The organism is Pseudomonas sp. FW300-N1A1, assembly GCF_058789115.1.
The window spans coordinates 25889-50183 of sequence record NZ_JBYTBK010000017.1; the positions used below are offsets into that span (position 1 = coordinate 25889).

The 24295-nt window shown below is 61.5% G+C and carries 22 protein-coding genes and 1 pseudogene; 13 read left to right on the forward strand and 10 right to left on the reverse strand.

What is annotated here, in order from left to right; genetic code table 11:
* Positions 1-59 precede the first annotated feature (59 nt).
* From rarD to AC3WQN_RS13855, 5 genes are all read right to left on the reverse strand, one after another.
* On the reverse strand, positions 60-947 hold the full coding sequence (gene rarD, locus AC3WQN_RS13835) for an EamA family transporter RarD (RefSeq protein ID WP_103400676.1): 888 nt from the start codon (positions 945-947) through the stop codon (positions 60-62).
* A gap of 140 nt (positions 948-1087) precedes the next feature.
* Positions 1088-2062 carry a serine/threonine protein kinase gene (locus AC3WQN_RS13840; RefSeq protein WP_103400675.1) on the reverse strand — a complete coding sequence of 325 codons (975 nt, stop codon included), beginning with the start codon at positions 2060-2062 and terminating at the stop codon, positions 1088-1090.
* A 229-nt stretch (positions 2063-2291) separates the two neighbouring features.
* Entirely contained in the window at positions 2292-4193 is a 1902-nt protein-coding gene (locus AC3WQN_RS13845; RefSeq protein ID WP_103400674.1) for a PhoX family protein, read from the reverse strand.
* A gap of 110 nt (positions 4194-4303) precedes the next feature.
* Positions 4304-5068, reverse strand: coding sequence for a TOBE domain-containing protein (locus AC3WQN_RS13850; RefSeq protein WP_103400673.1), 765 nt, complete (start codon positions 5066-5068; stop codon positions 4304-4306).
* A gap of 57 nt (positions 5069-5125) precedes the next feature.
* Positions 5126-5866, reverse strand: a complete 741-nt coding sequence (locus tag AC3WQN_RS13855; RefSeq protein ID WP_103400672.1) for a ComFC family protein — start codon at positions 5864-5866, stop codon at positions 5126-5128.
* A gap of 94 nt (positions 5867-5960) precedes the next feature.
* On the opposite strand from AC3WQN_RS13855, the gene bioB reads away from it, so the two are divergent.
* The 9 genes from bioB (at position 5961) to AC3WQN_RS13900 (ending at position 16504) form a co-directional block, all read left to right on the forward strand.
* The gene (gene bioB, locus AC3WQN_RS13860) at positions 5961-7016 is read left to right on the forward strand and encodes a biotin synthase BioB (protein ID WP_095147169.1); all 1056 of its coding nucleotides are present in this window, start codon (positions 5961-5963) and stop codon (positions 7014-7016) included.
* 167 nt (positions 7017-7183) lie between these two features.
* Positions 7184-8362: an 8-amino-7-oxononanoate synthase gene (gene bioF, locus AC3WQN_RS13865; protein ID WP_103400671.1), complete on the forward strand. Its 1179-nt coding sequence runs from the start codon at positions 7184-7186 to the stop codon at positions 8360-8362.
* Entirely contained in the window at positions 8355-9086 is a 732-nt protein-coding gene (locus tag AC3WQN_RS13870) for an alpha/beta fold hydrolase (RefSeq protein ID WP_095081331.1), read from the forward strand. Before bioF ends, AC3WQN_RS13870 begins: the two co-directional genes overlap by 8 nt.
* Positions 9079-9888 carry a malonyl-ACP O-methyltransferase BioC gene (bioC, locus tag AC3WQN_RS13875; protein WP_103400670.1) on the forward strand — a complete coding sequence of 270 codons (810 nt, stop codon included), beginning with the start codon at positions 9079-9081 and terminating at the stop codon, positions 9886-9888. The genes AC3WQN_RS13870 and bioC overlap by 8 nt, the downstream gene beginning before the upstream one ends.
* Positions 9888-10568, forward strand: coding sequence for a dethiobiotin synthase (gene bioD / locus AC3WQN_RS13880; RefSeq protein ID WP_103400669.1), 681 nt, complete (start codon positions 9888-9890; stop codon positions 10566-10568). The genes bioC and bioD overlap by 1 nt, the downstream gene beginning before the upstream one ends.
* Positions 10569-10674: 106 nt before the next feature.
* Entirely contained in the window at positions 10675-10971 is a 297-nt protein-coding gene (locus AC3WQN_RS13885) for a pyrroloquinoline quinone biosynthesis protein PqqE (protein ID WP_103400668.1), read from the forward strand.
* Positions 10972-11247: 276 nt separating this feature from the next.
* Positions 11248-13053: a phenylacyl-CoA dehydrogenase gene (locus tag AC3WQN_RS13890; protein WP_103400667.1), complete on the forward strand. Its 1806-nt coding sequence runs from the start codon at positions 11248-11250 to the stop codon at positions 13051-13053.
* 219 nt (positions 13054-13272) lie between these two features.
* Positions 13273-14562 (forward strand): GGDEF domain-containing protein, encoded by a 1290-nt coding sequence (locus tag AC3WQN_RS13895; RefSeq protein ID WP_103400666.1) that lies wholly within the window; start codon positions 13273-13275, stop codon positions 14560-14562.
* 163 nt (positions 14563-14725) lie between these two features.
* Positions 14726-16504: an acyl-CoA dehydrogenase C-terminal domain-containing protein gene (locus tag AC3WQN_RS13900; RefSeq protein ID WP_095081319.1), complete on the forward strand. Its 1779-nt coding sequence runs from the start codon at positions 14726-14728 to the stop codon at positions 16502-16504.
* A 236-nt stretch (positions 16505-16740) separates the two neighbouring features.
* Here AC3WQN_RS13900 and AC3WQN_RS13905 read toward each other — a convergent pair whose 3' ends face one another.
* A complete protein-coding gene (locus AC3WQN_RS13905; protein ID WP_095147161.1) occupies positions 16741-17670 on the reverse strand; it encodes a LysR family transcriptional regulator in 930 nt (309 codons plus the stop codon).
* Between the two features lie 101 nt (positions 17671-17771).
* On the opposite strand from AC3WQN_RS13905, the gene AC3WQN_RS13910 reads away from it, so the two are divergent.
* The 4 genes and pseudogenes from AC3WQN_RS13910 (at position 17772) to AC3WQN_RS13925 (ending at position 20265) form a co-directional block, all read left to right on the forward strand.
* The gene (locus tag AC3WQN_RS13910) at positions 17772-18470 is read left to right on the forward strand and encodes an MOSC domain-containing protein (protein ID WP_103400665.1); all 699 of its coding nucleotides are present in this window, start codon (positions 17772-17774) and stop codon (positions 18468-18470) included.
* Complete coding sequence (locus AC3WQN_RS13915; protein WP_103400664.1) at positions 18467-19744, forward strand: aspartate aminotransferase family protein; 1278 nt, start codon at positions 18467-18469, stop codon at positions 19742-19744. The genes AC3WQN_RS13910 and AC3WQN_RS13915 overlap by 4 nt, the downstream gene beginning before the upstream one ends.
* Before the next feature lie 118 nt (positions 19745-19862).
* A pseudogene (locus tag AC3WQN_RS13920) lies at positions 19863-19988 on the forward strand (helix-turn-helix domain-containing protein); the annotation flags it as partial.
* Between the two features lie 118 nt (positions 19989-20106).
* The gene (locus AC3WQN_RS13925) at positions 20107-20265 is read left to right on the forward strand and encodes a YqaE/Pmp3 family membrane protein (RefSeq protein WP_003228885.1); all 159 of its coding nucleotides are present in this window, start codon (positions 20107-20109) and stop codon (positions 20263-20265) included.
* Between the two features lie 43 nt (positions 20266-20308).
* On the opposite strand, the gene AC3WQN_RS13930 is transcribed toward AC3WQN_RS13925, so the two are convergent.
* The 4 genes from AC3WQN_RS13930 to pqqC are packed head-to-tail and all read right to left on the reverse strand — an operon-like array spanning position 20309 to position 24272.
* Complete coding sequence (locus AC3WQN_RS13930; RefSeq protein ID WP_103400662.1) at positions 20309-22141, reverse strand: S9 family peptidase; 1833 nt, start codon at positions 22139-22141, stop codon at positions 20309-20311.
* On the reverse strand, positions 22107-23237 hold the full coding sequence (gene pqqE / locus AC3WQN_RS13935; protein ID WP_178081910.1) for a pyrroloquinoline quinone biosynthesis protein PqqE: 1131 nt from the start codon (positions 23235-23237) through the stop codon (positions 22107-22109). Before pqqE ends, AC3WQN_RS13930 begins: the two co-directional genes overlap by 35 nt.
* A 10-nt stretch (positions 23238-23247) precedes the next feature.
* Positions 23248-23523 carry a pyrroloquinoline quinone biosynthesis peptide chaperone PqqD gene (gene pqqD / locus AC3WQN_RS13940; RefSeq protein WP_103400660.1) on the reverse strand — a complete coding sequence of 92 codons (276 nt, stop codon included), beginning with the start codon at positions 23521-23523 and terminating at the stop codon, positions 23248-23250.
* Positions 23520-24272 carry a pyrroloquinoline-quinone synthase PqqC gene (gene pqqC / locus AC3WQN_RS13945; protein WP_103400659.1) on the reverse strand — a complete coding sequence of 251 codons (753 nt, stop codon included), beginning with the start codon at positions 24270-24272 and terminating at the stop codon, positions 23520-23522. Before pqqC ends, pqqD begins: the two co-directional genes overlap by 4 nt.
* Positions 24273-24295 lie beyond the last annotated feature (23 nt).

Genomic DNA, 24295 nt, shown 5'->3' on the forward strand with positions numbered 1-24295 from the left:
GGGAAGGATGCTTGCAGGCCACACCGGCTGTGGCCTGCAAGGGTTTGTGCGTTTTTTGATCAGCTGCGGCGGCGCAAACTCACCCAGGCGTCGACGCTGTACACCGCCAGGCCGGCCCAGATGAACATGAAAGCCACCAGGGTGCTGGACGACAGGTGTTCATCGAACAGCAACACGGCTTGCAGCAGCACCAGGGTCGGTGCCAGGTACTGCAGGAAGCCCAGGGTGGTGTAGGGCAGGTGCCGTGCGGCGGCGTTGAAGCAGACCAGCGGCACCAGCGTGACCGGACCTGCGGCCACCAGCCACCAGGCTTCGGAGGTGGTCCAGAACTCGGTCTGGGCGCTGCTGGCGGTCGGGTTGAAGAGCAGCCAGGCCAGCGCAATCGGTACCAGCATCCAGGTTTCCACCACCAGGCCCGGCAAGGCCTTGACTGGCGCCTGCTTGCGGATCAGCCCGTAGAAGCCGAAGGTCAGTGCCAGCGCCAGCGATACCCACGGCAGGCTACCGACTTGCCAGACTTGCTGCGCGACCCCGGTCGCTGCGAGCCCGACGGCAATCCACTGCATGCGTCGCAGGCGTTCGCCCAGGATCAACATGCCCAGCAGCACGTTGACCAGCGGGTTGATGTAGTAACCGAGACTGGCTTCGAGCATGCGCCCGTTGTTCACCGACCAGACGTAGGTCAGCCAGTTGGCCGCGATCAGTGTGCCGCTCAGGGCCAGGACCGCCAGGCGGCGCGGGTTTTCCCGCAGTTCACGCCACCAGCCCGGGTGTTTCCAGACCATCAACAGCAAAGCGCCGAACAGCGCCGACCAGAGCACGCGATGGATGATGATCTCCACGGCGGGCACGGCGGCGATGGCTTTGAAGTAGAGCGGGAACAATCCCCAGATGATGTAGGCACTCAGGCCCAATATGTACCCGTGGCGCGGGTTGGCGGCTTGCATGCAAAGTCCTTGCTTAGGCAGCTAACAAAGTGGTGATTGTAAGGAGGTTTGTCAGGCTGTGTCCTGCCCAAATGGGTTGGGCAATTGTGAACGCCTGTGGGAGCGAGCCGGGCGGCGCTCCCACAGGCGTTCAGGGTGAATCAGAACAATTTCAACGGCTCTTCATTCAGCGCCGCCAGCTGTTCACGCAACGCCAGCACCTGGTCGCCCCAGTAACGCTCCGTACCGAACCACGGGAAACTGCGGGGGAACGCCGGGTCATCCCAGCGCCGGGCCAGCCAAGCGCTGTAGTGCATCAGGCGCAGGGCGCGCAGGGGTTCGATCAGCGCCAGTTCGCGCGGGTCGAAGTCGTGGAATTCACTGTAGCCGTCCATCAGTTCCGACAGTTGGCCGAGGCATTCCTGGCGATCACCGGCGAGCATCATCCACAGGTCCTGGACGGCAGGGCCCATGCGGCAGTCGTCGAGGTCGACGATGTGGAACATCTCATCGCGGCACATCATGTTGCCGGGGTGGCAGTCGCCGTGCATGCGGATAATTTGATGCGGGGTGTCCTGGTAGACCTCTTCCACACGCTTGAGCAGGTCACGAGCCACTGATTCGTAGGCCGGCAGCAAACTGCGCGGTACGAAATCGCCCTCGAGCAGGGTGGTCAGCGAATCATGCCCAAAGTTCTTCACCCCCAGTGCTTCGCGGTGCTCGAAGGGGCGGGTGGCGCCCACGGCATGCAAGCGGCCGAGCAATTGACCAAGGCGATAGAGCTGATCGAGATTGCCCGGCTCCGGCGCACGGCCGCCGCGACGGGGGAACAGGGTGAAGCGAAAACCCGCGTGTTCGAACAGGCTTTCGCCGTTGTGGATCAGCGGTGCGACCACCGGGACTTCGCATTCGGCCAGCTCGAAGGTGAAACGGTGTTCTTCGAGGATGGCTTCGTTGGTCCAGCGTTGCGGGCGGTAGAACTTGGCGATCAGCGGTTCGCCATCTTCGATGCCGACCTGATACACGCGGTTTTCGTAGCTGTTCAGTGCCAGGATGCGGGCGTCGCTGAGAAAGCCGATGCTTTCAACGGCATCGAGCACCAGATCGGGGGTAAGTGTTTCAAACGGGTGAGACATGCTGACTCCTGCGCGCAGCAGGCTGCCGCGTCCGGCCAAGCATGGTAGCGCAGACGGAGAGGCTTTAGTGGGATCGTTCCTCACGCTCTGCCGGGGGAACATGCAGCCAGGGACGCTGCGCGTCACAAAAGCGGACGCAGAGCGCCCGGTGAGTCATTCCCACGCAGAGCGTGGGAACAATCCACTACACAGGCTTCGTAGGCGCGAGGTTTACCCGCGACGAGGCCTGTCAGGCGCCGACGATCCCGCCGTCTTCACGCCGGATGGCCATCACCGACGAACGCGGCTTGCCATTGGGCAGGTGCTCGGGGAAGGTCGAACCGCCGTTTTCACCGGGGTGCTGAATACCGACAAACAAGGTTTTCTGATCCGGCGAGAAGGTGATGCCCGTCACTTCGCAACCGACCGGGCCGACCATGAAGCGGCGGATTTCGCCGGTCGCAGGGTCTGCGCACAGCATCTGGTTGTTGCCCATGCCCGCGAAGTCCCCGGCGTTGCTGGAGTCACCGTCGGTGAGGATCCACAAGCGACCAGCCTTGTCGAAGCCCAGGCCGTCCGGGCTGTTGAACATGTTCTGCGGAGTGATGTTCGACGAACCGGCCTTCGGTGTACCGGCGTGGACGCCCGGGTTGCCGGCCACGACGAACAGGTCCCAGGCAAAGGTCAGCGAGGCGTGGTCGTCGCGATCGGTGCGCCAGCGCAGAATCTGCCCGTAGAGGTTTTTCTCCCGCGGGTTCGGCCCGCCCACTGGCTGGCCTTCTTCACCGCGCTTGGCGTTGTTGGTCAGGGTGCAATAGACCTGGCCGTCGGCGGGGCTGACGACGATCCACTCGGGGCGGTCCATGCGCGTGGCGCCGACCACACTGGCTGCCAGCCGTGCATGAATCAACACCTGGGCCTGGTCGGCGAAGCCGCTGCTGGCGTCGATGCCGTTCTTGCCATGAGTCAGTTCGACCCACTGGCCCTGGCCCTTGGGGTGATCAGGATTGCTGTCGCCGGCATCAAAACGGGCGACGTACAACGTGCCGTGGTCCAGCAGGTCGTGGTTGGCCTTGGGGTTTTTGTGATTGATCCTGTCGCGGCTGATGAATTTGTAGATGAACTCGCCGCGCTCGTCATCGCCCATGTACACCACGGCACGACCGTCATGGGTTTCGGCCAGGGCCGCGTTTTCGTGTTTGAAGCGGCCCAGGGCGGTGCGCTTGACCGGGGTCGATTGCGGATCGAACGGGTCGATTTCCACCACCCAGCCGTGACGGTTGAGCTCGTTGGGGTTTTTCGCCAGGTCGAAGCGCGGGTCGTGCTGATGCCAGTTGATCTCTTTGCTGGCCGTCACGACGCCATAGCGCTTTTGCGCGGCATCGAATGCCTGTTGCGGGTTGCTGCTGCCAAAACAGTCGGTGAAGTTCTCTTCACAGGTCAGGTAAGTGCCCCATGGCGTCTTGCCATTTGCGCAGTTCTGGAACGTCCCCAGGACCTTCTCACCCTTGGGGTCGGCGCTGGTCTTGAGCAGCTCATGACCGGCTGCCGGGCCGCCGACGCGAATCGGCGCGTTGCCGTGAATCCGGCGGTTATAGCGCGAGCCTTGGACAAAGTGCCATTGGCCGTCCTTACGCTGCACTTCGATCACCGACACGCCTTCGCAGGCCAGGGCCTTGCGGACTTCTTCAGCCGACTGCGGCATGCCGCCGTGGGGGTAGAGATAGCGATAGTTGGTGTATTCGTTGTTGATGGCCATCAGTGCGCGGGTGTCGTCGTCCGGGAAGGCGAACAGGCTCATGCCGTCGTTGTTATCGCCAAACTGGACTTCCTGCGCCTCGGCGCTGCCTTGGCCGCTGGGGTCGAAGGCCGGGCCGTTTTTCTGTAGCGGCTGGCCCCAACTGATCAATACCGATGACGTGTAGCCGGATGGCAGCGTGATGGTGTCGCTGGTGGCGGCGGCGATGCTGTCAAAGCCCAGCAGCTTGCTCGACGCGGCGCTGACACTGGCCGCCAGTACGCTACGGCTCAGCAGGTTGCCGCCCAGAAACATCGCGGCGCCGCACAGCGCACCGGCACTGATAAAACCACGGCGGCTGAGGCCGACGATTTTTTCGAGGTCGGTGGCTTGGTTTTCTTCTAATAGGTTCACGTCAGGCTCCCTGCTGGTTTTGGCAGACACCTTAAGGGGCGTTGATGACACAAATGTTGCAGTGCGCGATCAGCGTTTAGCCGCGCTCACGAAAAGCCTCGCCGTGCCGGTCACAGCGGTGTGCCGAGTAAGACATTGGAGGGAGAGAACTGTACCTGAACGGCGTTGTCGACCTTCAGCCCAAGGGTTGCGAGATGCAGCGGCTCGGCCAGTGCACAGAGCGTTTGGCCGTTGGGCAGGGTGATCCGTACCTCACTGGGGCCATCTTCGGCATCTAGAATCTGCTTGATGGTTCCGCTCAGGCAGTTGTGCCCAGGGATTGAAGGTTGTTCGATGGCGAGCAACTGCAGCCAGCCCGCCTTGATCAAGGCCACCACTTCGGTGCCGGTTTGCAGGTCCAGCCGCTGGGTACTGTCGTGGGTGATCTGTGCATGCAGGGTCAATCCTTGCGCCAGTGTCAGCGTGATCAGATCGTTGCGCCCTTGAGCGTCGATGCCGGTGACTTTGCCGTGGAGTTGGTTGCGCGCACTGGTGCGCAGCATCAGCCGCCCGAGCAGATCGAGGTCGCTGGCCTCCTCCGCGGCCTCCAGCACCTGTGCCTGCAAGGCTTGCAGGCGCTGGTACAGGCGCAACACCCGTTCGCCTTCACTCGTCAGCCGGGCGCCACCACCGCCCTTGCCGCCGACGCTACGCTCCACCAGTGGCTTTTGCGCGAGGTTGTTCAACTCGTCGATCGCATCCCAAGCGGCTTTGTAGCTCAGCCCGGCGCTTTTGGCGGCACGGGTGATCGAGCCTTGTTCGGCGATGTGTTGCAGCAAGGCAATACGTTGTGGGCGACGGACAATGTGCTGGGACAACAGGGTGGGCAAGGACATGATGTGCGCTGCGAACGGTAATGATGGTGTCGACGTTGGCGGCTTGGCGCATGGGAGTCAAGCCAGCTCGCCGGGTTTTGCCGTGCGGGCCAGGCAATAGACGTCGACCCGCGCTGCGCCCGCCTTGCGCAGCAGTCTTGCCAGGCTGTGTGCAGTGGCGCCGGTGGTCAGTACGTCATCGACCAGCGCCAGGTGACGACCGTTGACCGCTGCGCCGGCCATCAGCGCGAAGGCGTTGCGCAAGTTCTGTTTGCGGGCCCTGGCGTCCAGGTCCTGCTGCGCGGTGGTGTTCTGGGGGCGTATCAACAGCGTTTCATCCATTGGGATGTGCAGGTTGTCGCTGAGCCAGCGGGCGAGCATTGCCGCTTGATTGAATCCGCGTTCGCGCAGGCGTTTACGGGCCAGGGGCACGGGCACCAGCGCATCGGGGCGCTGGAGGCCTTCATTGAAACGATGTTGCAGGGATTGAGCGAGAATTTCACCCAGCAAGCGGCCAAATGGCCATTTGGCGCTGTGTTTGAAACGAGTAATCAAGGTGTCCACCGGGAAGCCGTAGACCCAGGGCGCGATGACCTGCTCGAAGGCGGGTGGAGCCCGCAAACACTGGCCGCAGGTGAGATCGGCCATGGGCAGCGGCAGGGCGCAGACCTGGCAATGATCGCCCAGCCAGGGCAGTTCGGTTTCGCAGGGTATGCAGAGGGGGTGGCAGGCGTCGGTAGGCTCGTCGCAGAGCAAGCAGGTCTGTTTGTTTTTTAACCAGATGTAAACCTGCTTTCCGTGTCGTGGTTGACAGTGCATGAGTCTTCCTTAAATATGCGGAAACATCCGTGTCACGTCTGCGAGATCTCCGTTGTTCCAGACGTGTGTCAAGCATAAGAAAGGAAATGAGCCGATGAGCGCCAGCATCACCGCCAAATTGCGTCACGATTGGTCTTTGGCCGAAGTTAAAGCGCTGTTCGTTCAGCCTTTCAATGACCTGTTGTTCCAGGCGCAGACGGTGCACCGTGCGCATTTCGATGCCAACCGGGTCCAGGTATCGACCTTGCTGTCGATCAAGACCGGTGCTTGCCCGGAAGATTGCAAATATTGTCCGCAGTCCGGTCACTACAACACCGGTCTGGAAAAAGAAAAACTGATGGAAGTGCAGAAGGTCCTCGAAGAGGCCGCTCGCGCCAAGGCCATCGGTTCGACCCGCTTCTGCATGGGCGCGGCCTGGAAGCACCCGTCGGCCAAAGACATGCCCTACGTGCTGAAGATGGTTGAAGGCGTGAAGGCTATGGGCCTGGAAACCTGCATGACCCTCGGTCGCCTGGATCAGGACCAGACCGAAGCCCTGGCCAAGGCCGGCCTGGACTACTACAACCACAACCTCGACACCTCGCCGGAGTTCTACGGCAGCATCATCACTACCCGGACCTACAGCGAGCGCCTGCAAACCCTGGCCTACGTCCGTGAGTCGGGGATGAAGATCTGCTCCGGCGGTATCCTGGGCATGGGCGAGTCGCTGGACGACCGCGCCAACCTGTTGATCCAGCTGGCCAACCTGCCGGAGCATCCGGAGTCGGTGCCGATCAACATGCTGGTGAAAGTGGCTGGTACTCCGCTGGAAAATGCCGACGACGTCGACCCGTTCGACTTCATCCGCATGCTCGCGGTAGCCCGTATCCTGATGCCGCAATCCCACGTGCGCCTCTCGGCTGGCCGTGAAGCCATGAACGAGCAGATGCAGGCCCTGGCGTTCTTCGCCGGCGCCAACTCGATTTTCTACGGCGAAAAACTGCTGACCACCGCCAACCCGCAAGCGGACAAGGACATGCAACTGTTCTCGCGCCTGGGGATCCTGCCTGAAGCCCGCGAAGAGCACGCCGATGAAGTGCATCAGGCGGCGATCGAGCAAGCGCTGGTCGAGCAGAAGAGTAGCGAGCAGTTCTACAACGCCGCTGTTTGATCGTCTGGAATGCACAACCCTTGTAGGAGCGAGCTGGCTCGCGATGAACGTTAACGATAACGCGTGTTTTCTGGGTAAGCGCGTTGCTCTTGAGTTCATCGCGAGCGCGCTCGCTCCTACAGGGATCGCGTTCATTTGATTTATGTGATCTGACACTCGAGGCCTGCATGTCTTTCGATCTCGCGGCGCGCCTTGCTGCCCGTCGTGCCGAAAACCTCTATCGCCATCGCCCGCTGCTCGAAAGCCCCCAGGGCCCGGAAGTGGTGGTTGACGGCCAGCCGTTGCTGGCGTTCTGCAACAACGATTACCTGGGCCTGGCCAATCACCCGCAAGTGATCGAAGCCTGGCGCGCCGGCGCGGCCCGCTGGGGTGTTGGCGGTGGGGCGTCGCATCTGGTGATCGGTCACAGTGGCCCGCACCATGCCCTTGAAGAGGCCTTGGCGGACTTGACCGGTCGCCCGCGGGCGTTGCTGTTCACCACCGGCTACATGGCCAACCTCGGTGCGGTCACCGCGCTGGTCGGGCAGGGCGATACCGTGCTTGAGGACCGGCTCAATCACGCCTCGTTGCTGGATGCCGGGTTGTTGTCGGGCGCGCGTTTCAATCGCTACCTGCATAACGACGCCGAGAGCCTGGCCAAGCGTCTGGAAAAGGCCACCGGCAACACGCTGGTGGTGACGGACGGGGTGTTCAGCATGGACGGGGATATCGCCAATCTGCCGGCGCTGGCCCGGGAGGCCAAGGCCAAGGGTGCGTGGCTGATGGTCGATGACGCCCATGGCTTCGGCCCATTGGGCGCCCATGGCGCTGGCATCGTCGAGCATTTCGGCTTGAGCATGGAAGACGTGCCAGTGCTGGTCGGCACCTTGGGCAAGGCCTTTGGCACGGCGGGGGCGTTTGTTGCTGGCAGTGATGATCTGATCGAGAGCCTGATCCAGTTCGCCCGGCCGTACATCTACACCACCAGTCAGCCACCGGCGCTGGCTTGTGCGACGCTGAAAAGCCTGGAGCTGCTGCGCAGCGAGCATTGGCGGCGCGAGCATTTGAAGGTGCTGATTGCCCAGTTCCGCAAAGGCGCCGAGCAGATCGGCCTTGAGTTGATGGACAGCGCCACACCGATCCAGCCGATCATGATCGGCGACGCCGGTCGGGCCGTGCGCTTTTCTCAGATGCTGCGCGAGCGTGGCCTGATGGTGACGGCGATTCGTCCACCGACCGTGCCCGCCGGCAGTGCCCGTTTGCGCGTGACCCTCACGGCGGCCCACAGCGAGGCGCAGGTCCAGCTATTGTTAGAGGGTCTGGCCGATTGTGTTCAGCAACTGGGAGCGGTGTCGAACCATGCGTGATCGACTGATTCTGTTGCCCGGTTGGGGGCTCGGTGTTTCGCCACTGGAACCGCTGGCAGCTGCGTTGCAGGGGCTGGACGAACATCTGCGGGTCGAGATCGAGCCGCTGCCGGAGCTGGTCTCGGGCGACCTTGATGAATGGCTCGACGAACTGGACTCAAGCCTGGCGCAAGATGCATGGCTCGGTGGCTGGTCGCTGGGTGGGATGCTGGCTGCCGAGCTGGCGGCGCGACGCGGCGAACGTTGTTGCGGTTTGCTGACGCTGGCGAGCAATCCCTCATTCGTGGCCCACCCCCAATGGGCGAGCGCGATGCCGGCAGAAACCTTCGACGGGTTTCTGGCCGGATGCCGTGCCGATCCGCGTACCACCCTCAAGCGCTTCAGTTTGCTCTGTGCCCAAGGCGCTCAAGACCCACGCGGGCTGTCACGGTTGTTACTGGGCGGTGCGCCGAACACCTCGCCACAGGTGCTGATGAGCGGGCTGGAACTGCTCGCGCAACTGGACACCCGGCAAGCCTTGCAAGCCTTTCGCGGGCCACAGTTGCATCTGTTCGCCGGTCTCGATGGGCTGGTGCCGGCCGAAGCGGCCGGTGAACTGCTGGCGCTGCTTCCCGATGTCGAAATTGGTCTGATTGAACAGGCCAGTCACGCGTTTCTTCTGGAGGACCCCCACGGTGTGGCGGGGGCCATCCAGGCTTTTTTGCATGAGTGCGGTGATGACTGATTTGTCTCTTCCCAACCTGCCCGGCGGTTTGCCGGACAAGCGCCAGGTCGCGGCGTCCTTTTCCCGGGCGGCGGCCAGTTACGACAGCGTTGCCGAGTTGCAGCGCACGGTGGGCAGTCAGTTGCTGGCGCGCTTGCCCGCGGACTGCTCGCCAACCCGCTGGCTGGATCTGGGCTGCGGCACCGGGTATTTCAGTCGCGCGCTGGGGCAACGCTTCACCACAGGCGAAGGGCTGGCACTGGACATTGCCGAAGGCATGCTCAATCACGCCCGGCCCTTGGGCGGCGCGAGCCATTTCATCGCTGGCGATGCCGAGCGTCTGCCGCTGCAGGACGCCAGCTGCGACTTGCTGTTTTCCAGCCTGGCGGTGCAGTGGTGCGCCGATTTCAGGTCGGTGCTGAGCGAGGCCAATCGCGTACTCAGGCCCGGCGGTGTACTGGCGTTCGCCAGCCTGTGCGTGGGAACCCTGTATGAGCTGCGTGACAGTTGGCGGCAGGTGGATGGCCTGGTGCACGTCAACCGTTTCCGGGAGTTCAGTACCTATCAACAGCTGTGTGCGGACAGCGGCCTCAAGGTCTTGAGCCTGCAAAGTTGTCCCCATGTGCTGCACTATCCTGATGTGCGCAGCCTGACCCATGAACTGAAAGCCTTGGGCGCGCATAATCTTAATCCGGGTCGGCCAGGTGGGCTGACAGGCCGGGCGCGGATCAAGGGATTGATCGATGCCTATGAGCAGTTTCGTCAGGCGCAAGGACTCCCCGCGACTTACCAGGTGGTCTACGCCGTGTTGGAGAAACCTTGATGAGCGCAGCCTATTTTATTACCGGTACCGATACCGATGTCGGCAAGACCACCATTGCCGCCGGCCTGCTTCAGGCGGCGCGGTTAGCTGGATTGAGTACGGCAGCTGGCAAACCCGTGGCGTCGGGCTGCGATGTGACGCCCAAGGGGCTGCGCAACGCCGACGCACTGGCACTGCTGGACCAATGCTCAGTGCCGCTGACCTATGCCGAAGTCAATCCAATGGCCTTTGAACCAGCCATCGCCCCCCATCTGGCGGCGCGTGAGTCGGGCGTTGCGCTGACGGTTCAGTCGTTGCTGGTGCCTATGCGCCATATCCTGGACAAGCAGGCCGATTTCACCTTGATTGAAGGCGCGGGTGGCTGGCGGGTGCCATTGGCGGACCAGGACAACCTGTCGGATCTGGCGATGGCGCTCGGTCTGCCGGTGATCCTGGTGGTCGGCGTGCGGCTGGGCTGCATCAATCACGCGTTGTTGACCGCCGAGGCGATTGCCCGGGACGGTTTGCAACTGGCCGGCTGGGTGGCCAACATCATTGAGCCCAGGACATCCCGGCTGGAAGAAAACCTGGCGACCCTGGCCGAGCGCCTGCCAGCGCCGTGCCTGGGCAAAGTACCGAAACTCAAGGTAGTCACCGCGGAAGCCGTGGCGGAGTACCTTGAGCTGGACTTGCTGGACTAGGCTTTGCCTATGACAAGGCATTGTGCCGTTAGTGTTTTTGTCGGGTGTTTTGCCGGTGGCTCTGCTTCAATGAGGACCGACCACTTTTGCAGGATGGAGTCTTCCCTTGGAAATTTCGGGCAACAGCGCGTTTTATGCCGGGCTGAGTACGATCAATGCCGGGTTGAACCGCATCGATCAGACTGCCGGCCAGATCGCCAATACCACGGTCGAGCGCGCGGTGAGCAGCCAGTCCTCCGACGCTCAAGTCGACCGACTGCGCTCGGTTGACCGCAGCCAGCAATCGGATCTGGCCAGTAATAGAGTCGAAATGTTTCAAGGCAAGCTCCAGGCAGAGTTGGGCGTCAATATCGCCAAGGCGTCTGACGAAATGCTCGGTACGTTGATCGATACGTACGCCTGATCCCGCGCTGAGTCCTTTGCCCTGACGCCGCTGTCTGCACGGCGTTCTGTCGGGCATGTCCTTGCCGTTCAACTAATCTTTCCTACACGTTCTGTTGCTTTGCGCACCGGGTGCACGCCTGTGCGCGCGTGCTTTTCCCGCGACTGATGACGAACGGCAAAAGATCGATGCTTGACAAGATTTCGGCGTAAACGTATGTTTCAAACAACTGTTTGACCGTCACAACAAATCATCACGGTCGTTCATTCCCGGTTACATCAGCAGAGGTTTATCGCTATGCCTGACTACAAGGCCCCCTTGCGTGATATTCGCTTCGTTCGTGACGAACTGCTCGGCTACGAAGCGCATTATCAGAGCCTTCCGGCTTGCCAGGACGCTACCCCGGACATGGTTGACGCCATTCTCGAGGAAGGCGCCAAGTTTTGTGAGCAGGTGCTGGCTCCGCTGAACCGCGTGGGTGACACCGAAGGCTGCACCTGGAGCGAGTCTGGCGTTAAGACCCCGACTGGCTTCAAAGAGGCCTACAAGCAATTTGTCGAAGGCGGCTGGCCAAGCCTGGCGCACGACGTCGAGCACGGCGGTCAAGGCCTGCCGGAGTCCCTGGGTCTGGCCGTGAGCGAGATGGTTGGCGAGTCCAACTGGTCGTGGGGCATGTACCCGGGCCTGTCGCACGGCGCGATGAACACCATCTCCGAGCACGGTACGCCAGAGCAGCAAGAGGCTTACCTGACCAAGCTGGTATCCGGCGAATGGACCGGCACCATGTGCCTGACCGAACCGCACTGCGGCACCGACCTGGGCATGCTGCGCACCAAGGCCGAGCCTCAGGCAGATGGCTCCTACAAGGTTTCCGGCACCAAGATCTTCATCTCGGCCGGTGAACACGACATGGCCGACAACATCGTCCACATCGTGCTGGCCCGCCTGCCGGATGCACCGGCGGGTACCAAAGGCATTTCGCTGTTCATCGTTCCCAAGTTCCTGCCGAACGCCGATGGCAGCATCGGTGCACGCAACGCCGTGACCTGTGGTTCCCTGGAACACAAAATGGGTATCCACGGTAACGCCACCTGCGTGATGAACTTCGACGCGGCCACCGGTTTCCTGATCGGCCCGGCGAACAAAGGCCTGAACTGCATGTTCACCTTCATGAACACCGCCCGCCTGGGTACGGCTCTGCAAGGTCTGGCCCACGCCGAGATCGGTTTCCAGGGCGGCCTGAAATACGCTCGCGATCGCTTGCAAATGCGCTCCCTGACTGGCCCGAAAGCGCCGGACAAAGCCGCTGACCCGATCATCGTGCACCCGGATGTACGTCGTATGCTGTTGACCATGAAGGCGTTCGCCGAAGGCAACCGTGCGATGGTTTACTTCACTGCCAAGCAAGTCGACATCGTCAAGTACGGCGTGGATGAAGAAGAGAAGAAGAAAGCCGATGCATTGCTGGCCTTCATGACGCCAATCGCCAAGGCCTTCATGACCGAAGTCGGTTTCGAATCGGCTAACCATGGCGTACAGATCTATGGCGGCCACGGCTTTATCGCTGAGTGGGGCATGGAGCAGAACGTTCGCGACAGCCGTATTTCCATGCTGTACGAAGGCACCACCGGTATCCAGGCACTCGACCTGCTGGGTCGTAAAGTGCTGATGACTCAAGGCGAGGCCCTGAAAGGCTTCACCAAGATCGTCCACAAGTTCTGCCAGACCAACGAAGGCAACGAAGCCGTCAAAGAGTTCGTCGAGCCTTTGGCTGCACTGAACAAAGAGTGGGGCGAGCTGACCATGAAGGTCGGTATGGCCGCGATGAAAGACCGCGAAGAAGTCGGTGCTGCTTCCGTTGACTACCTGATGTACTCCGGTTACGCCTGCCTGGCCTACTTCTGGGCGGACATGGCGCGTCTGGCTGCCGAGAAACTGGCTGCCGGTACCACTGAAGAGGCGTTCTACACCGCCAAGCTGCAGACTGCGCGCTTCTACTTCCAGCGCATCCTGCCGCGTACCCGCACTCACGTTGTAACCATGCTGTCGGGCGCCAACAACCTGATGGACATGAAAGAAGAAGACTTCGCACTGGGCTACTAAGCCTTAGGCAGTCCTTCAACAAGCCGCTGCTCCTTCGGGAACAGCGGCTTTTTCATGTCTGGAGGAGCTCGATGAAAATTCCCGACTAAAACGCTAAGCAGAACGTTTTGGCTGCCGTTAAAGAGTAGGCAATGTGATGCACGTCACATTGCATGTGCTTAATTGTCAGGATTGATGGCACAATGCCATCTACTGATTTGCCGGGCCGGAGCTTTACCCTTGCCGCGTTCTTCTGCTGCACGCTTGAGTCACTTCATACCTTCATTGCTGCTGTTACTTGCGGGGCTTGCAGCTGCCTACGTCAAGGATCTCAACGTCTTCTTCACTTCGCTGTTCAACGTGCTGCCGACTCTGGTGCTGCTGCTCGGTGGTGCGTACTGCGCGGTTTACCGCCGTCAGCGTGAACTGTTTTTGATGGTCACGGTGTACATCGCCTACTTTCTGCTCGACACCCAGACCGATTACTACCGTGATTTCGGCAAGGTCCGCGAGGACGCCGCCGTGGTGTTCCACCTCTGTTGCTTGTTGTTGCCGCTGCTCTACGGGCTGTTCGCGGCGTGGCAGGAGCGCACCCACCTGTTCCAGGACATGGTTGCGCGGTTTGCCGTGCTGCTGGCCTTTGGCAGCGTTGCCCTGGCGCTGGAGCAAAGCTATCCACAGGCGCTGCTGGCGTGGTTGGCGGAAATACGCTGGCCGGCGCTGCATGGCACCTGGATGAGCCTGATCCAGCTCTCGTATCCGGTGTTCATCGCCGCCTTCATGCTGCTGGCCTACCAGTACTGGCGCAATCCACGGCCCTTGCATGCAGCGCAATTGGTGGGCCTGCTCGGGTTGTTCTGGATGCTGCCCAAAACCTTCATCCTGCCGTTCACCCTCAACATCATGTGCAGTCAGGTCATGTTGATGATCGCGGCCGCCGTTGCCCATGAGGCCTATCAAATGGCCTTTCGTGATGAGCTGACCGGGCTGCCGGGACGCCGCGCCTTGAACGAGCGGCTGCAGCGCCTGGGGCGCAACTATGTGCTGGCGATGAGTGATGTCGACCACTTCAAGAAATTCAACGACACCCATGGCCACGACGTCGGCGACCAGGTGCTGCGCCTGGTTGCCAGCAAACTGTCGAAAATCGGCGGTGGCGGTCGGGCCTACCGTTACGGGGGCGAGGAGTTTGCCCTGGTGTTCGCGGCCAGGACCCTGGAGGAATGCCTGCCGCATTTGGAGGTCATGCGCGAGTCGATTGCCGACTACAACATTCAGTTGCGTAACCAGGAAAACCGCCCGCAGGACGATCAGCAAGGTCGCCAGCGTCGCTCCGGTGCCAGTGCGTCAAGCGTATCGGTGACGGTGAGCATCGGCGTTGCCGAGCGGCTGGAGCAGCGAACCCCGGAAGAAGTGCTCAAGTCTGCCGACCAGGCGCTCTACAACGCCAAGGGGGCGGGGCGTAACTGCGTGATGGCCTTCGGTCAGAGTCGTCGTGGCGCGGTGCGCATGGCGGGCGCTGCGGGTTGAGTGATGATGGGCGTGGCAGGCCTACAATATTTCGCTAGTGACTAAAAATTACAAACAAGTCACAAGTTGACCCTATGTGTCGTAAAAGTTGTTCGGGTACACTCAAGGACTTGTTGAAACCCGATCCTATGAATCACTTTTTCACGTTCCTGCGAGGTTTGCCATGGCTGACTACAAAGCGCCCCTGCGCGATATGCGCTTCGTCCTCAATGAAGTTTTCGAGGTAGCCAAGCTTTGGGCTGAACTGCCCGCCCTGGCCGACACCGTTGATGCCGAGACTGTCGAGGCGATCCTTGAGGAAGCCGGCAAAGTCACCAGCAAAAGCATTGCGCCCCTGAGCCGTGCGGCCGACGAAGAAGGCTGCCATTGGAGTGACGGAGCCGTGACCACGCCAGCCGGTTTCCCGCAGGCCTACCAGACTTACGCTGAAGGCGGTTGGGTCGGCGTGGGCGGTGACCCGGCCTTCGGTGGCATGGGCATGCCCAAGGCGGTTTCGGCCCAGGTCGAGGAAATGGTCAACTCGGCCAGCCTGTCGTTCGGCCTGTACCCGATGCTGACGGCCGGTGCCTGCCTGTCGATCAACGCCCACGCCAGCGAAGAACTGAAAGCCGCCTACCTGCCAAACATGTACGCCGGTGTCTGGGCCGGGTCCATGTGCCTGACCGAGCCGCATGCAGGCACCGACCTGGGGATCATCCGCACCAAGGCCGAACCTCAGGCCGATGGTTCCTACAAGGTCAGCGGCACCAAGATCTTCATCACCGGTGGCGAACATGACCTGACCGAAAACATCATTCACCTGGTGCTGGCCAAGCTGCCGGACGCGCCAGCGGGGCCAAAGGGCATTTCGCTGTTCCTGGTGCCCAAGTTCATGGTCAATGCCGATGGCAGCCTCGGCGCGCGTAACCCGGCCAACTGCGGCTCGATCGAACACAAGATGGGCATCCAGGCCTCCGCGACCTGCGTGATGAACTTCGACGAAGCCGTGGGTTACCTGGTGGGTGAGCCGAACAAAGGCCTGGCGGCCATGTTCACCATGATGAACTACGAGCGTCTGGGCGTGGGCATTCAGGGCCTGGCCACGGGCGAGCGCTCGTACCAGAACGCGGTCGAATATGCTCGTGATCGTTTGCAGAGCCGTTCGCCAACCGGCGCACAGAACAAGGACAAGGTGGCTGACCCGATCATCGTTCATCCGGACGTACGTCGCATGCTGCTGACCATGAAGGCTTCGAACGAAGGCGGCCGTGCGTTCTCCACCTACGTGGCCATGCAACTGGACACCGCCAAGTTCAGCGAAGACCCGGTCACTCGCAAGCGTGCCGAAGAGTTGGTGGCGTTGCTGACCCCGGTCGCCAAGGCGTTCCTCACCGACCTGGGGCTGGAAACCACGGTGCATGGCCAGCAGGTGTTTGGCGGCCACGGCTACATCCGCGAGTGGGGCCAGGAGCAACTGGTGCGCGATGTGCGTATCACCCAGATCTACGAAGGCACCAACGGCATTCAGGCCCTTGACCTGGTCGGGCGCAAGATCGTCGGTAGCGGCGGTGCGTACTACCAATTGTTCGCTGACGAGATCCGTCATTTCACTGCAACCGCCAGTGCCGATCTGGCCGAGTTCACCCAACCGTTGAACGATGCAGTGCAGACGCTGGACGAACTGACGGCCTGGTTGCTGGATCGCGCCAAGGGCAACCCGAACGAAATCGGTGCCGCGTCGGTGGAATACCTGCAGGTGTTCGGCTATGTGTCCTACGCTTACATGTGGGCGCTGATGGCCAAGGCCGCCTTCGGCAAAGAAGCGCAGGACGATTTCTACGCCAGCAAACTGGGGACTGCGCGGTTCTATTTCGCCCGTCTGCTGCCGCGGATTCACTCCCTGAGTGCGTCGGTCAAGGCGGGTAGCGAGTCGCTGTTTTTGCTGGATGCCGCGCAATTCTGAAGGGTGTAACGCCATGTAAGCATTTGCTTACATAGCGTGCTGTCTTTCTCTCCTATCGGTAAATTGGATCCACAGCTAATCTACTGCTCATGGACGTCGCGCAGGAAGCGCAAAGCAACAACACGGACACGTAGGATTCTGCCAGGACGGTGGAGTGAAATGGATGTCAGGGAAACAGTCTGCAAAGCCCCGCTTCGGCGGGGTTTTCTTTTGCCTGCGATTTGTGTTTTTGCGCCTCAGGCCTGTACATCCAGTACCGTCGGGCTTGCCAAGCGTCCCTCCGGACTGCTCATCACGTCTTCCAGCAGGTTACGCAGCAGCTCCAGGGTGGCTTGCTGGCGCTGCACATCACGACACACCAAGCCGATTTTCAGCGGCACTCGCGGTTCACTCAAGGGTTTCCACAGCAGCGCCTTGTTGCCGTGTTCCTGTTGCGAGCGACCGGGCAGGACCGTGGCCAGCCGGGTATGGGGCAAACTGTCGAGAATGCCGGCCATGTTGTTCAATTCCGCCTGTACCTGCGGGCGTCGTCCGAGACTGGCCAGTTGTCCCTGCCAGATCTGCCGGATCTGAAACTCCTCGCCCAAGAGCAGCATCGGCAACTCGGCCGCCTGGCTCATGGAGACTTTCTTGAATTCACGCAACGGGTGATCGGCAGGGATAACCAGGGTCAGTTCGTCTTCGTACAGCAACACGCCATGCAGCCCCGGTTGGCGTGGCGGTAAATAACTGATGCCGATGTCCAGTGAGCCGTTGAGCAATCGACGCTCGATTTCCAGCCCGGTGAGTTCGTAGATCTGCACCACCAGGTGCGGCTGTGCCGTGCGCACCCGTTCGAGCATTTTTGGCACCAGGCTGGTATGAACGGTTTGCAGCACGCCGATGGCCAATGTCCGCAGGGCCTGGCCCTTGAAGTTACCCAATGCCTCGCGTGCCCGTTGCAGGCCGTCGAGCAGGGGCAGGGCATGGTTGTACAGGGTGTGGGCGGCCAGGGTGGGCAGCAGGCGTTTACTGCTGCGTTCGAACAGGCTCACATCAAGGTGTTGTTCCAGTTGGCGGATCTGCTGTGACAGTGCCGGCTGGGAGATCGACAAGCGTTCCGCGGCCCGCCCGACATGGCCTTCTTCATACACCGCGACGAAATAACGCAGTTGCTTAAAATCCATAAGTATTTCTTATCGAAAAAGCTGGAAAATCGAAATGGCTCAGCGCCTGACAGAAGCCTAGTCTAACCGCATTCACAAGGCTTACAGGGCCAGAGAGCGCGATGAATACCGTTTACGTTGATGGTGTTTACATAGGCAAGGCAAAAAACCTCGGACAGGGTTTGGTCAGCGATACCGACAAAGAGCGGATTGCCAACCGGCTCTGGTTGTGGCCGCAAGGTTTGGGCAGCGACGAGCACGGCGATCCGCGCTTTCATACCGGTCCCGAGCGCGCGCTGCATCACTACCCGGCCGAGCACTACACCTATTGGCGTAAACGTTATCCACAGATCGACTGGTGCGCGCCGGCCTTCGGTGAAAACCTTTCGACCCGGGGGCTCACCGAAGAGCACGTGTGCCTGGGCGACCTGTTTCGTTGGGGGGGTGCCTTGCTGCAGGTCAGCCAGCCGCGTTCGCCGTGCTATCGGTTGAGCCATCGCTGGGGTGTGCCGATCCTGCCGCAGTTGGCTCAGGACACAGGCCGCTGTGGTTGGTTCTATCGGGTGCTCAAGCCCGGATTTGTCAGCGGCGACCAACCGTTCGAGCTGATTCAACGCAGCTATCCCGGCCTGACCGTGGCCTGGGCCTTGCGCAGTTTTTATCGCGAACCGCTGGAACATGCCGGTTTGAAAAAACTGGTCGATTGCCCGGCGCTGTCCTCGCGCTGGCGCGACCTTGCGATCAAACGTATGCGCACTGGGCGCGTGGAGAATTGGTCCTCGCGTTTGCTGGGTTTGCCGCTGGAGGGACTGCGGGCATGAACCCGTTCAATCTGCGCCGCCCTCAGCCGAGTCTTGATGACCTGACTGCGGACCCTGTTCAACCACCCAGGGGCGATAACCCCTCCAGTGAGTGCCTGATGACGAGTGTCGAGCGCCCCCCGCAGGTTTTCGTCCGCGGCCAGGGCTCCTGGTTGTGGGACAGCAGCGACCGCGCTTACCTGGATTTCACGCAAGGCGCGGCGGCCAACAGTCTCGGTCACAGCCCAACGGCGCTGGTCAAGGCCATCGCCGCCCAGGCCCAGGCGCTTATCAATCCCGGGTCGGGGTTACTCAACCGTGGTCAGCTCAACCTGGCTGAGCGGCTGTGTCTGAGTACGGGCAGTGACCAGGCCTATCTGCTCAACACCGGCAGTGAGGCCTGCGAAGCAGCGATCAGGTTGGCGCGTAAATGGGGTCAACTGCATCGCGGTGGGGCTTCGCGAATCATTACCGCCAGCGGTAGCTGTCATGGTCGCAGCCTGGCGGCAATGTCCGCGTCGGACTGTCAGAGCAATCGCTTTGAGCCACAGCTCCCGGGCTTCGCTCAGGTTCCGTTCAATGACTTGCCCGCGCTGCATGCGGCGGTGGATGCGCAGACCGTGGCCATCATGCTGGAGCCGATCCAGGTCACTTCGGGTGTTGTGCCGGCGACGGTGCATTACCTCAAGGGCGTCGAGCGCTTGTGCCGTGAGTTGGGTATTTTGCTGATTCTCGACGAAGTACACACCGGGATCGGCCGTTGCGGCAGTCTGCTCGCCGAACAGCAGTATGCGGTGCGTGCCGACATCATCGCCTTGGGCAAGGGCCTGGGCGGCGGAGTACCGGTGGCAGCCTTGCTGGCGCGCGGCAAAGCCTGTTGTTTTGAGCCGGGCGAACTGGACGGTACCCATCATGGCAATCCCCTGATGGCGTCGGCCGGTCTGGTGGTGCTCGACAGCGTACTCAATCATGGCTTCCTCGAGCATGTTCGCGACAGCGCACAACACCTGCGCGAAGGCTTGAATCGGCTGGCCAACCGTTATGGACACGGCGAGCCAAGAGGGCAAGGGCTGCTCTGGGGGCTTACGCTCAGTGACGACTCGGCTGCCTCCGTGGTGAAAGCCGCGCGCTACGAAGGGTTGTTGCTCAGCGCCCCGCAGCCCGACTGTCTGTTGTTGACGCCGGCACTCACGGTCAGCAAGGCCAACATCGACGAAATGCTCCTGCGCCTGGCGCGAGCATTTTCCCGGGTACACACCGCTCAACTTCAATGCCGCAGGGGCATCGCGGTCTGAAGCCTGCGGCACTTTCCTAATACCAGAACCGTCTCGCGGTATAACGCGTCGCCCCATGCCTGATCTTTTTGGCATGGGGCGTTTTTTTGTCTCGACGATTTTCAGGGCTCTGTTCGGTGCTACGAGTCTGAACACCAGCGCCTCCACGGTCAAACAGTGGGAGGCGGGCGACAAGCACCCCAGCGGCATGGCCCTCAAGCTGCTGAGCATCGTGCAGAAACACGGGTTGGAGATACTGGCCTGAGGCATCCCGCTGCGCATCAATAGTGGCATCTTGCCGGAGTTGCGTGGAACCCTGTCACGCGCTACGGGTCAATCAGGTGTATGGCTCATTGGAGCCAACTTTTCTCAGGAGCTGCCCCATGGATTTTATCCGCATCATCATCGCCATTCTGTTGCCACCACTGGGTGTGTTCCTGCAGGTGGGTTTCGGCGGCGCTTTCTGGCTGAACATCCTGTTGACCTTGTGCGGCTACATCCCGGGTATCGTGCATGCGGTGTACATCATCGCCAAGCGTTGAGCCGTTGGCCCGCAGACTCGGCAGCGATTGCCAGTGTCTGCGGTCAGTCCGGTTGTTGGTTCATCACCGCTTGATAAAACCGCCACTCCTGCTCCAGTGCATGGGCCTGGTTGGTGGCCTTGCGAAAGCCGTGTCGTTCGTCGGGGTAATAGTGGGCCTGGGCAGCGATGCCGTTGTCGTGTAGCGCCTTGATCATGTCGCGGGTCTGCTGCGGCACCACAACGGCATCGAGTTCACCCTGGAAGAAGATGACGGGCACGCGGATGTTACCGGCGTGCAGCAGCGGTGTACGGGCCGCGTAGCGTTCGGCGTCCTTGAGCGGGTCGCCGATCAACCAATCCAGATAATCGCCTTCGAACTTGTGGGTCGCACGGCCCAGGGCCACCGGGTCGCTGACCCCGTACAGGCTGGCCCCCGCACGGAATATGTCATGGAACGCCAGGGCGCAGAGCGTGGTATACCCGCCTGCGCTGCCGCCACGAATGAACGCATGATTGCGATCGATCAAGCCTTGCTCCGCGAGGTAGCCGACCACGGCACAGGCGTCCTCTACATCCACCTCACCCCAGCGCAAGTGCAAGGCCTGTCGATAGGCCCGGCCGTAGCCACTGCTGCCTCGATAGTTGAGGTCGGCGACGGCGAAACCCCGCTGTGCCCAGTACTGAATGCGCGGGTCGAGCATCGGATAGCAGGCCGAGGTGGGGCCGCCATGGATGAACACCACCAGCGGCGGATTGGCGACATCGCCCAAGGCTGGATAAAAGAACCCGTGGGCCTCGCCTGTGCCGCTGGGGTAACGCAGAGTCTGTGGCTGGCTGATGTGTGCAGCGGGCAGTAACGCAACGCCACCGGCCAGCACCTTGACCTGATGACTGTCGCGGTCGATGGCAAGCACCGCTGAAGGGGCGGTGGTGGAGGCCGCAATGCAGTAGACAAACCGGTCATCCAGCGCCAGGTTGCGAAAGCGGCTGTAGTCGCCGGTGAGGTCTTGAACGCACTCTCCGGTGCGCATACCCAGACGTCCAAAGCCGTCCACCGTCCAGCTCGCCAGGTAATGCTCCCGATCCAGTGGTAACCAGGTACAGCCTCCCAGTTGCCAAGGCGCGGGGCCGTGATCGGCGGCGGCACTGGGCAGTGGCTGCAAGCCTGATTCGCTTTCGACCCACGGTTGCCAGAAGCCGTCGCGATCGGTCAGGCAGTACAAGCGACCGGCCTGATCGAAACGCGGTTGTTGCAGGGCCTCTTCATCAGCGTCACCGCCGACACAACGAGGCTTGGTAAATCGGCCGCTGTGGTCGCGCTCGGCAACCATCAGGCGTGTGGCAGTCCAGGGTTGATGGGGGCGGCTCCATTCGATCCACGCCAGGCGCCGGGCATCGGGGCTCAGGGTCGGTGCGCTGTAGAAGTCGGCGCCTTCGGCCAGCACTTGGCGTCGACCGTCCGCCAGCTGGATGGCGACCAGGCGATGCTGGTTGGACTGCTCTTCGACGGCCAGCACTTGCCCGTTGGCGAATTGCAGGTCGCCATATCGACACTGACCCGATGTCAGGGCCTGCGGCGTTTCACCGGTCAGCGATTGCCGATAAAGCTGTTGGTCCGCTTCATTGACGAAGACCACGTCCTCATCGCTCAGGCAGAACGAACCTCCGCCGTACTCATAGACCCGGCTGCGCACGCTGAACCCGATCGGCGTCAGGCAGTGCGCCGCGTTGTCACGCCAATGCCAGATCCGGCAGGCGGCGTCGTCGGGGCGGTACTCGTTCCAGAACAGGCCATGGGCACCGATGCGCAAGTCTGCGAAGTCGATGCCGGCGGCCACGGCTTTGAGGGCGCTCAAAGAGTCAGCCCTTGACGATGAGGCGTGAGTTTCGTTCATTGCGAAAGGCCAGCTGTTCGATGGTCTGGGTGGCGTGTTCGGCTTCTTCGCGGGCCTTGAGGATCACGCCGTGATGGGCTGACTTGCTGCACACCGGATCCGCGTTGCTGGCGTCACCGGTCAGCATGAAGGCCTGGCAGCGGCAGCCGCCGAAGTCCTTTTCTTTCTCGTCGCAGGAGCGGCACGGCTCGGGCATCCAGTCGTAACCGCGAAAGCGGTTGAAGCCGAACGAGTCGTACCAGATGTGCTGCATGCTGTGATCGCGCACGTTGGGAAATTGCACCGGCAGTTGTCGGGCGCCGTGACACGGCAATGCGGTGCCATCCGGGGTAACGGTCAGGAAGACGCTGCCCCAGCCATTCATGCAGGCTTTGGGGCGCTCTTCGTAATAGTCGGGCGTGACGAAGATCAGTTTGCACGGATGCCCTTGGGCTTGGAGCCTGGCACGGTACTCGTTGGTAATGCGTTCGGCGCGTACCAGCTGTTCCTGGGTCGGCAGCAGACCGACGCGGTTGAGCTGGGCCCAGCCGTAGAACTGGCAGGTGGCGAGTTCGACGAAGTCGGCCTCCAGAGCGATGCACAGCTCGATGATGCGGTCGATCCTGTCGATGTTGTGCCGATGGGTGACGAAGTTCAGCACCATCGGATAGCCGTGGGCTTTCACGGCGCGGGCCATTTCGAGTTTCTGCGCGAAGGCTTTTTTCGAGCCGGCCAACAGGTTGTTCACCTGCTCGTCGCTGGCCTGGAAGCTGATCTGGATGTGATCGAGCCCGGCCTTCTTGAAATCGCCGATCTTCTGCTCGGTGAGGCCTATCCCCGAAGTGATCAGGTTGGTGTAGAACCCCAGTTTGCGGGCCTCACCGATCAGTTCGGCGAGGTCCTGGCGCACCAGTGGCTCGCCACCGGAAAACCCCAGCTGCGCCGCGCCCATTTCCCGGGCTTCGCGAAACACCTTGAGCCACTGCTCGGTGCTGAGCTCCTTGCCTTGTTCGGCGAAATCCAGCGGATTGGAGCAATACGGGCATTGCAGCGGGCAGCGGTAGGTCAGTTCGGCCAGCAGCCACAGCGGCAGGCCAGTCTCAGGCTTCGCCGGCATGGCCACGTGATCAGCCGAGTTCGATCCAGTGCTGTGCACGGGCGACCTCCATGAATTGCTCGATGTCGTCACCGAGCTCGGGCACGCCGGGGAACCGGGTGTCCAGTTCGGCAATGATCGCCGCGACATTCCGCTGCCCGTCGATCAAACCTCCAATCAGCGCGGCGCTTTCATTGAGTTTGATCATGCCTTCGGGGTACAGCAGTACGTGGCCTTTCTGGGCCGGCTCGTACTGGAAACGATAGCCGGGACGCCAGCTAGGGGTCTTGCTGCGGTCGAAACTCATAAGGCGATCCCTTTGTGCCAGACCCGCTGCCCGGTCACGCTGTGATAAGGCGGGCGGTTCAGTTCATAGGCCATGCTCATGGCATCGAGCATGCTCCAAAGTATGTCCAGTTTGAACTGGAGAATTTCCAGCATGCGCTGCTGGCTGTCATAGGTGGTGTAGTGCTGCAGGGTGATCGCAAGGCCGTGTTCGACATCGCGTCGCGCCTGGCCCAGGCGTGTACGGAAATATGCGTAGCCGGCCGGATCGATCCAGGGATAGTGCTGCGGCCAGCTGTCCAGGCGTGATTGATGGATCTGTGGGGCGAACAGTTCAGTCAAGGAGCTGCTCGCGGCTTCCTGCCAACAGGCGCGGCGCGCGAAGTTGACGTAGGCATCCACGGCAAAACGCACTCCAGGCAACACCAGTTCCTGGGAGCGCAGTTGATCGGGATCCAGGCCGACGGCTTGGCCAAGGCGCAGCCAGGCTTCGATGCCGCCGTCTTCACCGGGCGCGCCGTCGTGGTCAAGCAGGCGCTGAATCCACTCGCGACGGATCTCGCGGTCCGGGCAGTTGGCCAGAATCGCGGCGTCTTTCAGGGGGATGTTCACCTGGTAGTAAAACCGGTTGGCGACCCAGCCCTGGATCTGCTCGCGGCTCGCCCGGCCTTCGTACATCGCCACGTGATAGGGGTGGTGGATGTGGTAGTAGGCGCCCTTGGCCCGCAGGGCGGCTTCGAATTCGGTGGGGGACAGCGGTGTATGGGTCATTGCGGTTCTCCGGGGATCAACCG

What these genes read in the sequence shown, in the direction of transcription:
- pqqC (WP_103400659.1), bottom strand. Translation starts at nt 24,272, where the DNA reads ATGACCCATACACCGCTGTCCCCCACCGAATTCGAAGCCGCCCTGCGG.
- AC3WQN_RS13870 (WP_095081331.1), top strand. Translation starts at nt 8,355, where the DNA reads ATGCGTGATCGACTGATTCTGTTGCCCGGTTGGGGGCTCGGTGTTTCG.
- AC3WQN_RS13925 (WP_003228885.1), top strand. Translation starts at nt 20,107, where the DNA reads ATGGATTTTATCCGCATCATCATCGCCATTCTGTTGCCACCACTGGGT.
- AC3WQN_RS13900 (WP_095081319.1), top strand. Translation starts at nt 14,726, where the DNA reads ATGGCTGACTACAAAGCGCCCCTGCGCGATATGCGCTTCGTCCTCAAT.
- AC3WQN_RS13850 (WP_103400673.1), bottom strand. Translation starts at nt 5,068, where the DNA reads ATGTCCTTGCCCACCCTGTTGTCCCAGCACATTGTCCGTCGCCCACAA.
- AC3WQN_RS13905 (WP_095147161.1), bottom strand. Translation starts at nt 17,670, where the DNA reads ATGGATTTTAAGCAACTGCGTTATTTCGTCGCGGTGTATGAAGAAGGC.
- AC3WQN_RS13910 (WP_103400665.1), top strand. Translation starts at nt 17,772, where the DNA reads ATGAATACCGTTTACGTTGATGGTGTTTACATAGGCAAGGCAAAAAAC.
- rarD (WP_103400676.1), bottom strand. Translation starts at nt 947, where the DNA reads ATGCAAGCCGCCAACCCGCGCCACGGGTACATATTGGGCCTGAGTGCC.
- bioF (WP_103400671.1), top strand. Translation starts at nt 7,184, where the DNA reads ATGTCTTTCGATCTCGCGGCGCGCCTTGCTGCCCGTCGTGCCGAAAAC.
- AC3WQN_RS13930 (WP_103400662.1), bottom strand. Translation starts at nt 22,141, where the DNA reads ATGAACGAAACTCACGCCTCATCGTCAAGGGCTGACTCTTTGAGCGCC.
- AC3WQN_RS13915 (WP_103400664.1), top strand. Translation starts at nt 18,467, where the DNA reads ATGAACCCGTTCAATCTGCGCCGCCCTCAGCCGAGTCTTGATGACCTG.
- pqqE (WP_178081910.1), bottom strand. Translation starts at nt 23,237, where the DNA reads ATGCCGGCGAAGCCTGAGACTGGCCTGCCGCTGTGGCTGCTGGCCGAA.
- AC3WQN_RS13890 (WP_103400667.1), top strand. Translation starts at nt 11,248, where the DNA reads ATGCCTGACTACAAGGCCCCCTTGCGTGATATTCGCTTCGTTCGTGAC.
- pqqD (WP_103400660.1), bottom strand. Translation starts at nt 23,523, where the DNA reads ATGAGTTTCGACCGCAGCAAGACCCCTAGCTGGCGTCCCGGCTATCGT.
- AC3WQN_RS13855 (WP_103400672.1), bottom strand. Translation starts at nt 5,866, where the DNA reads ATGCACTGTCAACCACGACACGGAAAGCAGGTTTACATCTGGTTAAAA.
- AC3WQN_RS13840 (WP_103400675.1), bottom strand. Translation starts at nt 2,062, where the DNA reads ATGTCTCACCCGTTTGAAACACTTACCCCCGATCTGGTGCTCGATGCC.
- bioC (WP_103400670.1), top strand. Translation starts at nt 9,079, where the DNA reads ATGACTGATTTGTCTCTTCCCAACCTGCCCGGCGGTTTGCCGGACAAG.
- bioB (WP_095147169.1), top strand. Translation starts at nt 5,961, where the DNA reads ATGAGCGCCAGCATCACCGCCAAATTGCGTCACGATTGGTCTTTGGCC.
- bioD (WP_103400669.1), top strand. Translation starts at nt 9,888, where the DNA reads ATGAGCGCAGCCTATTTTATTACCGGTACCGATACCGATGTCGGCAAG.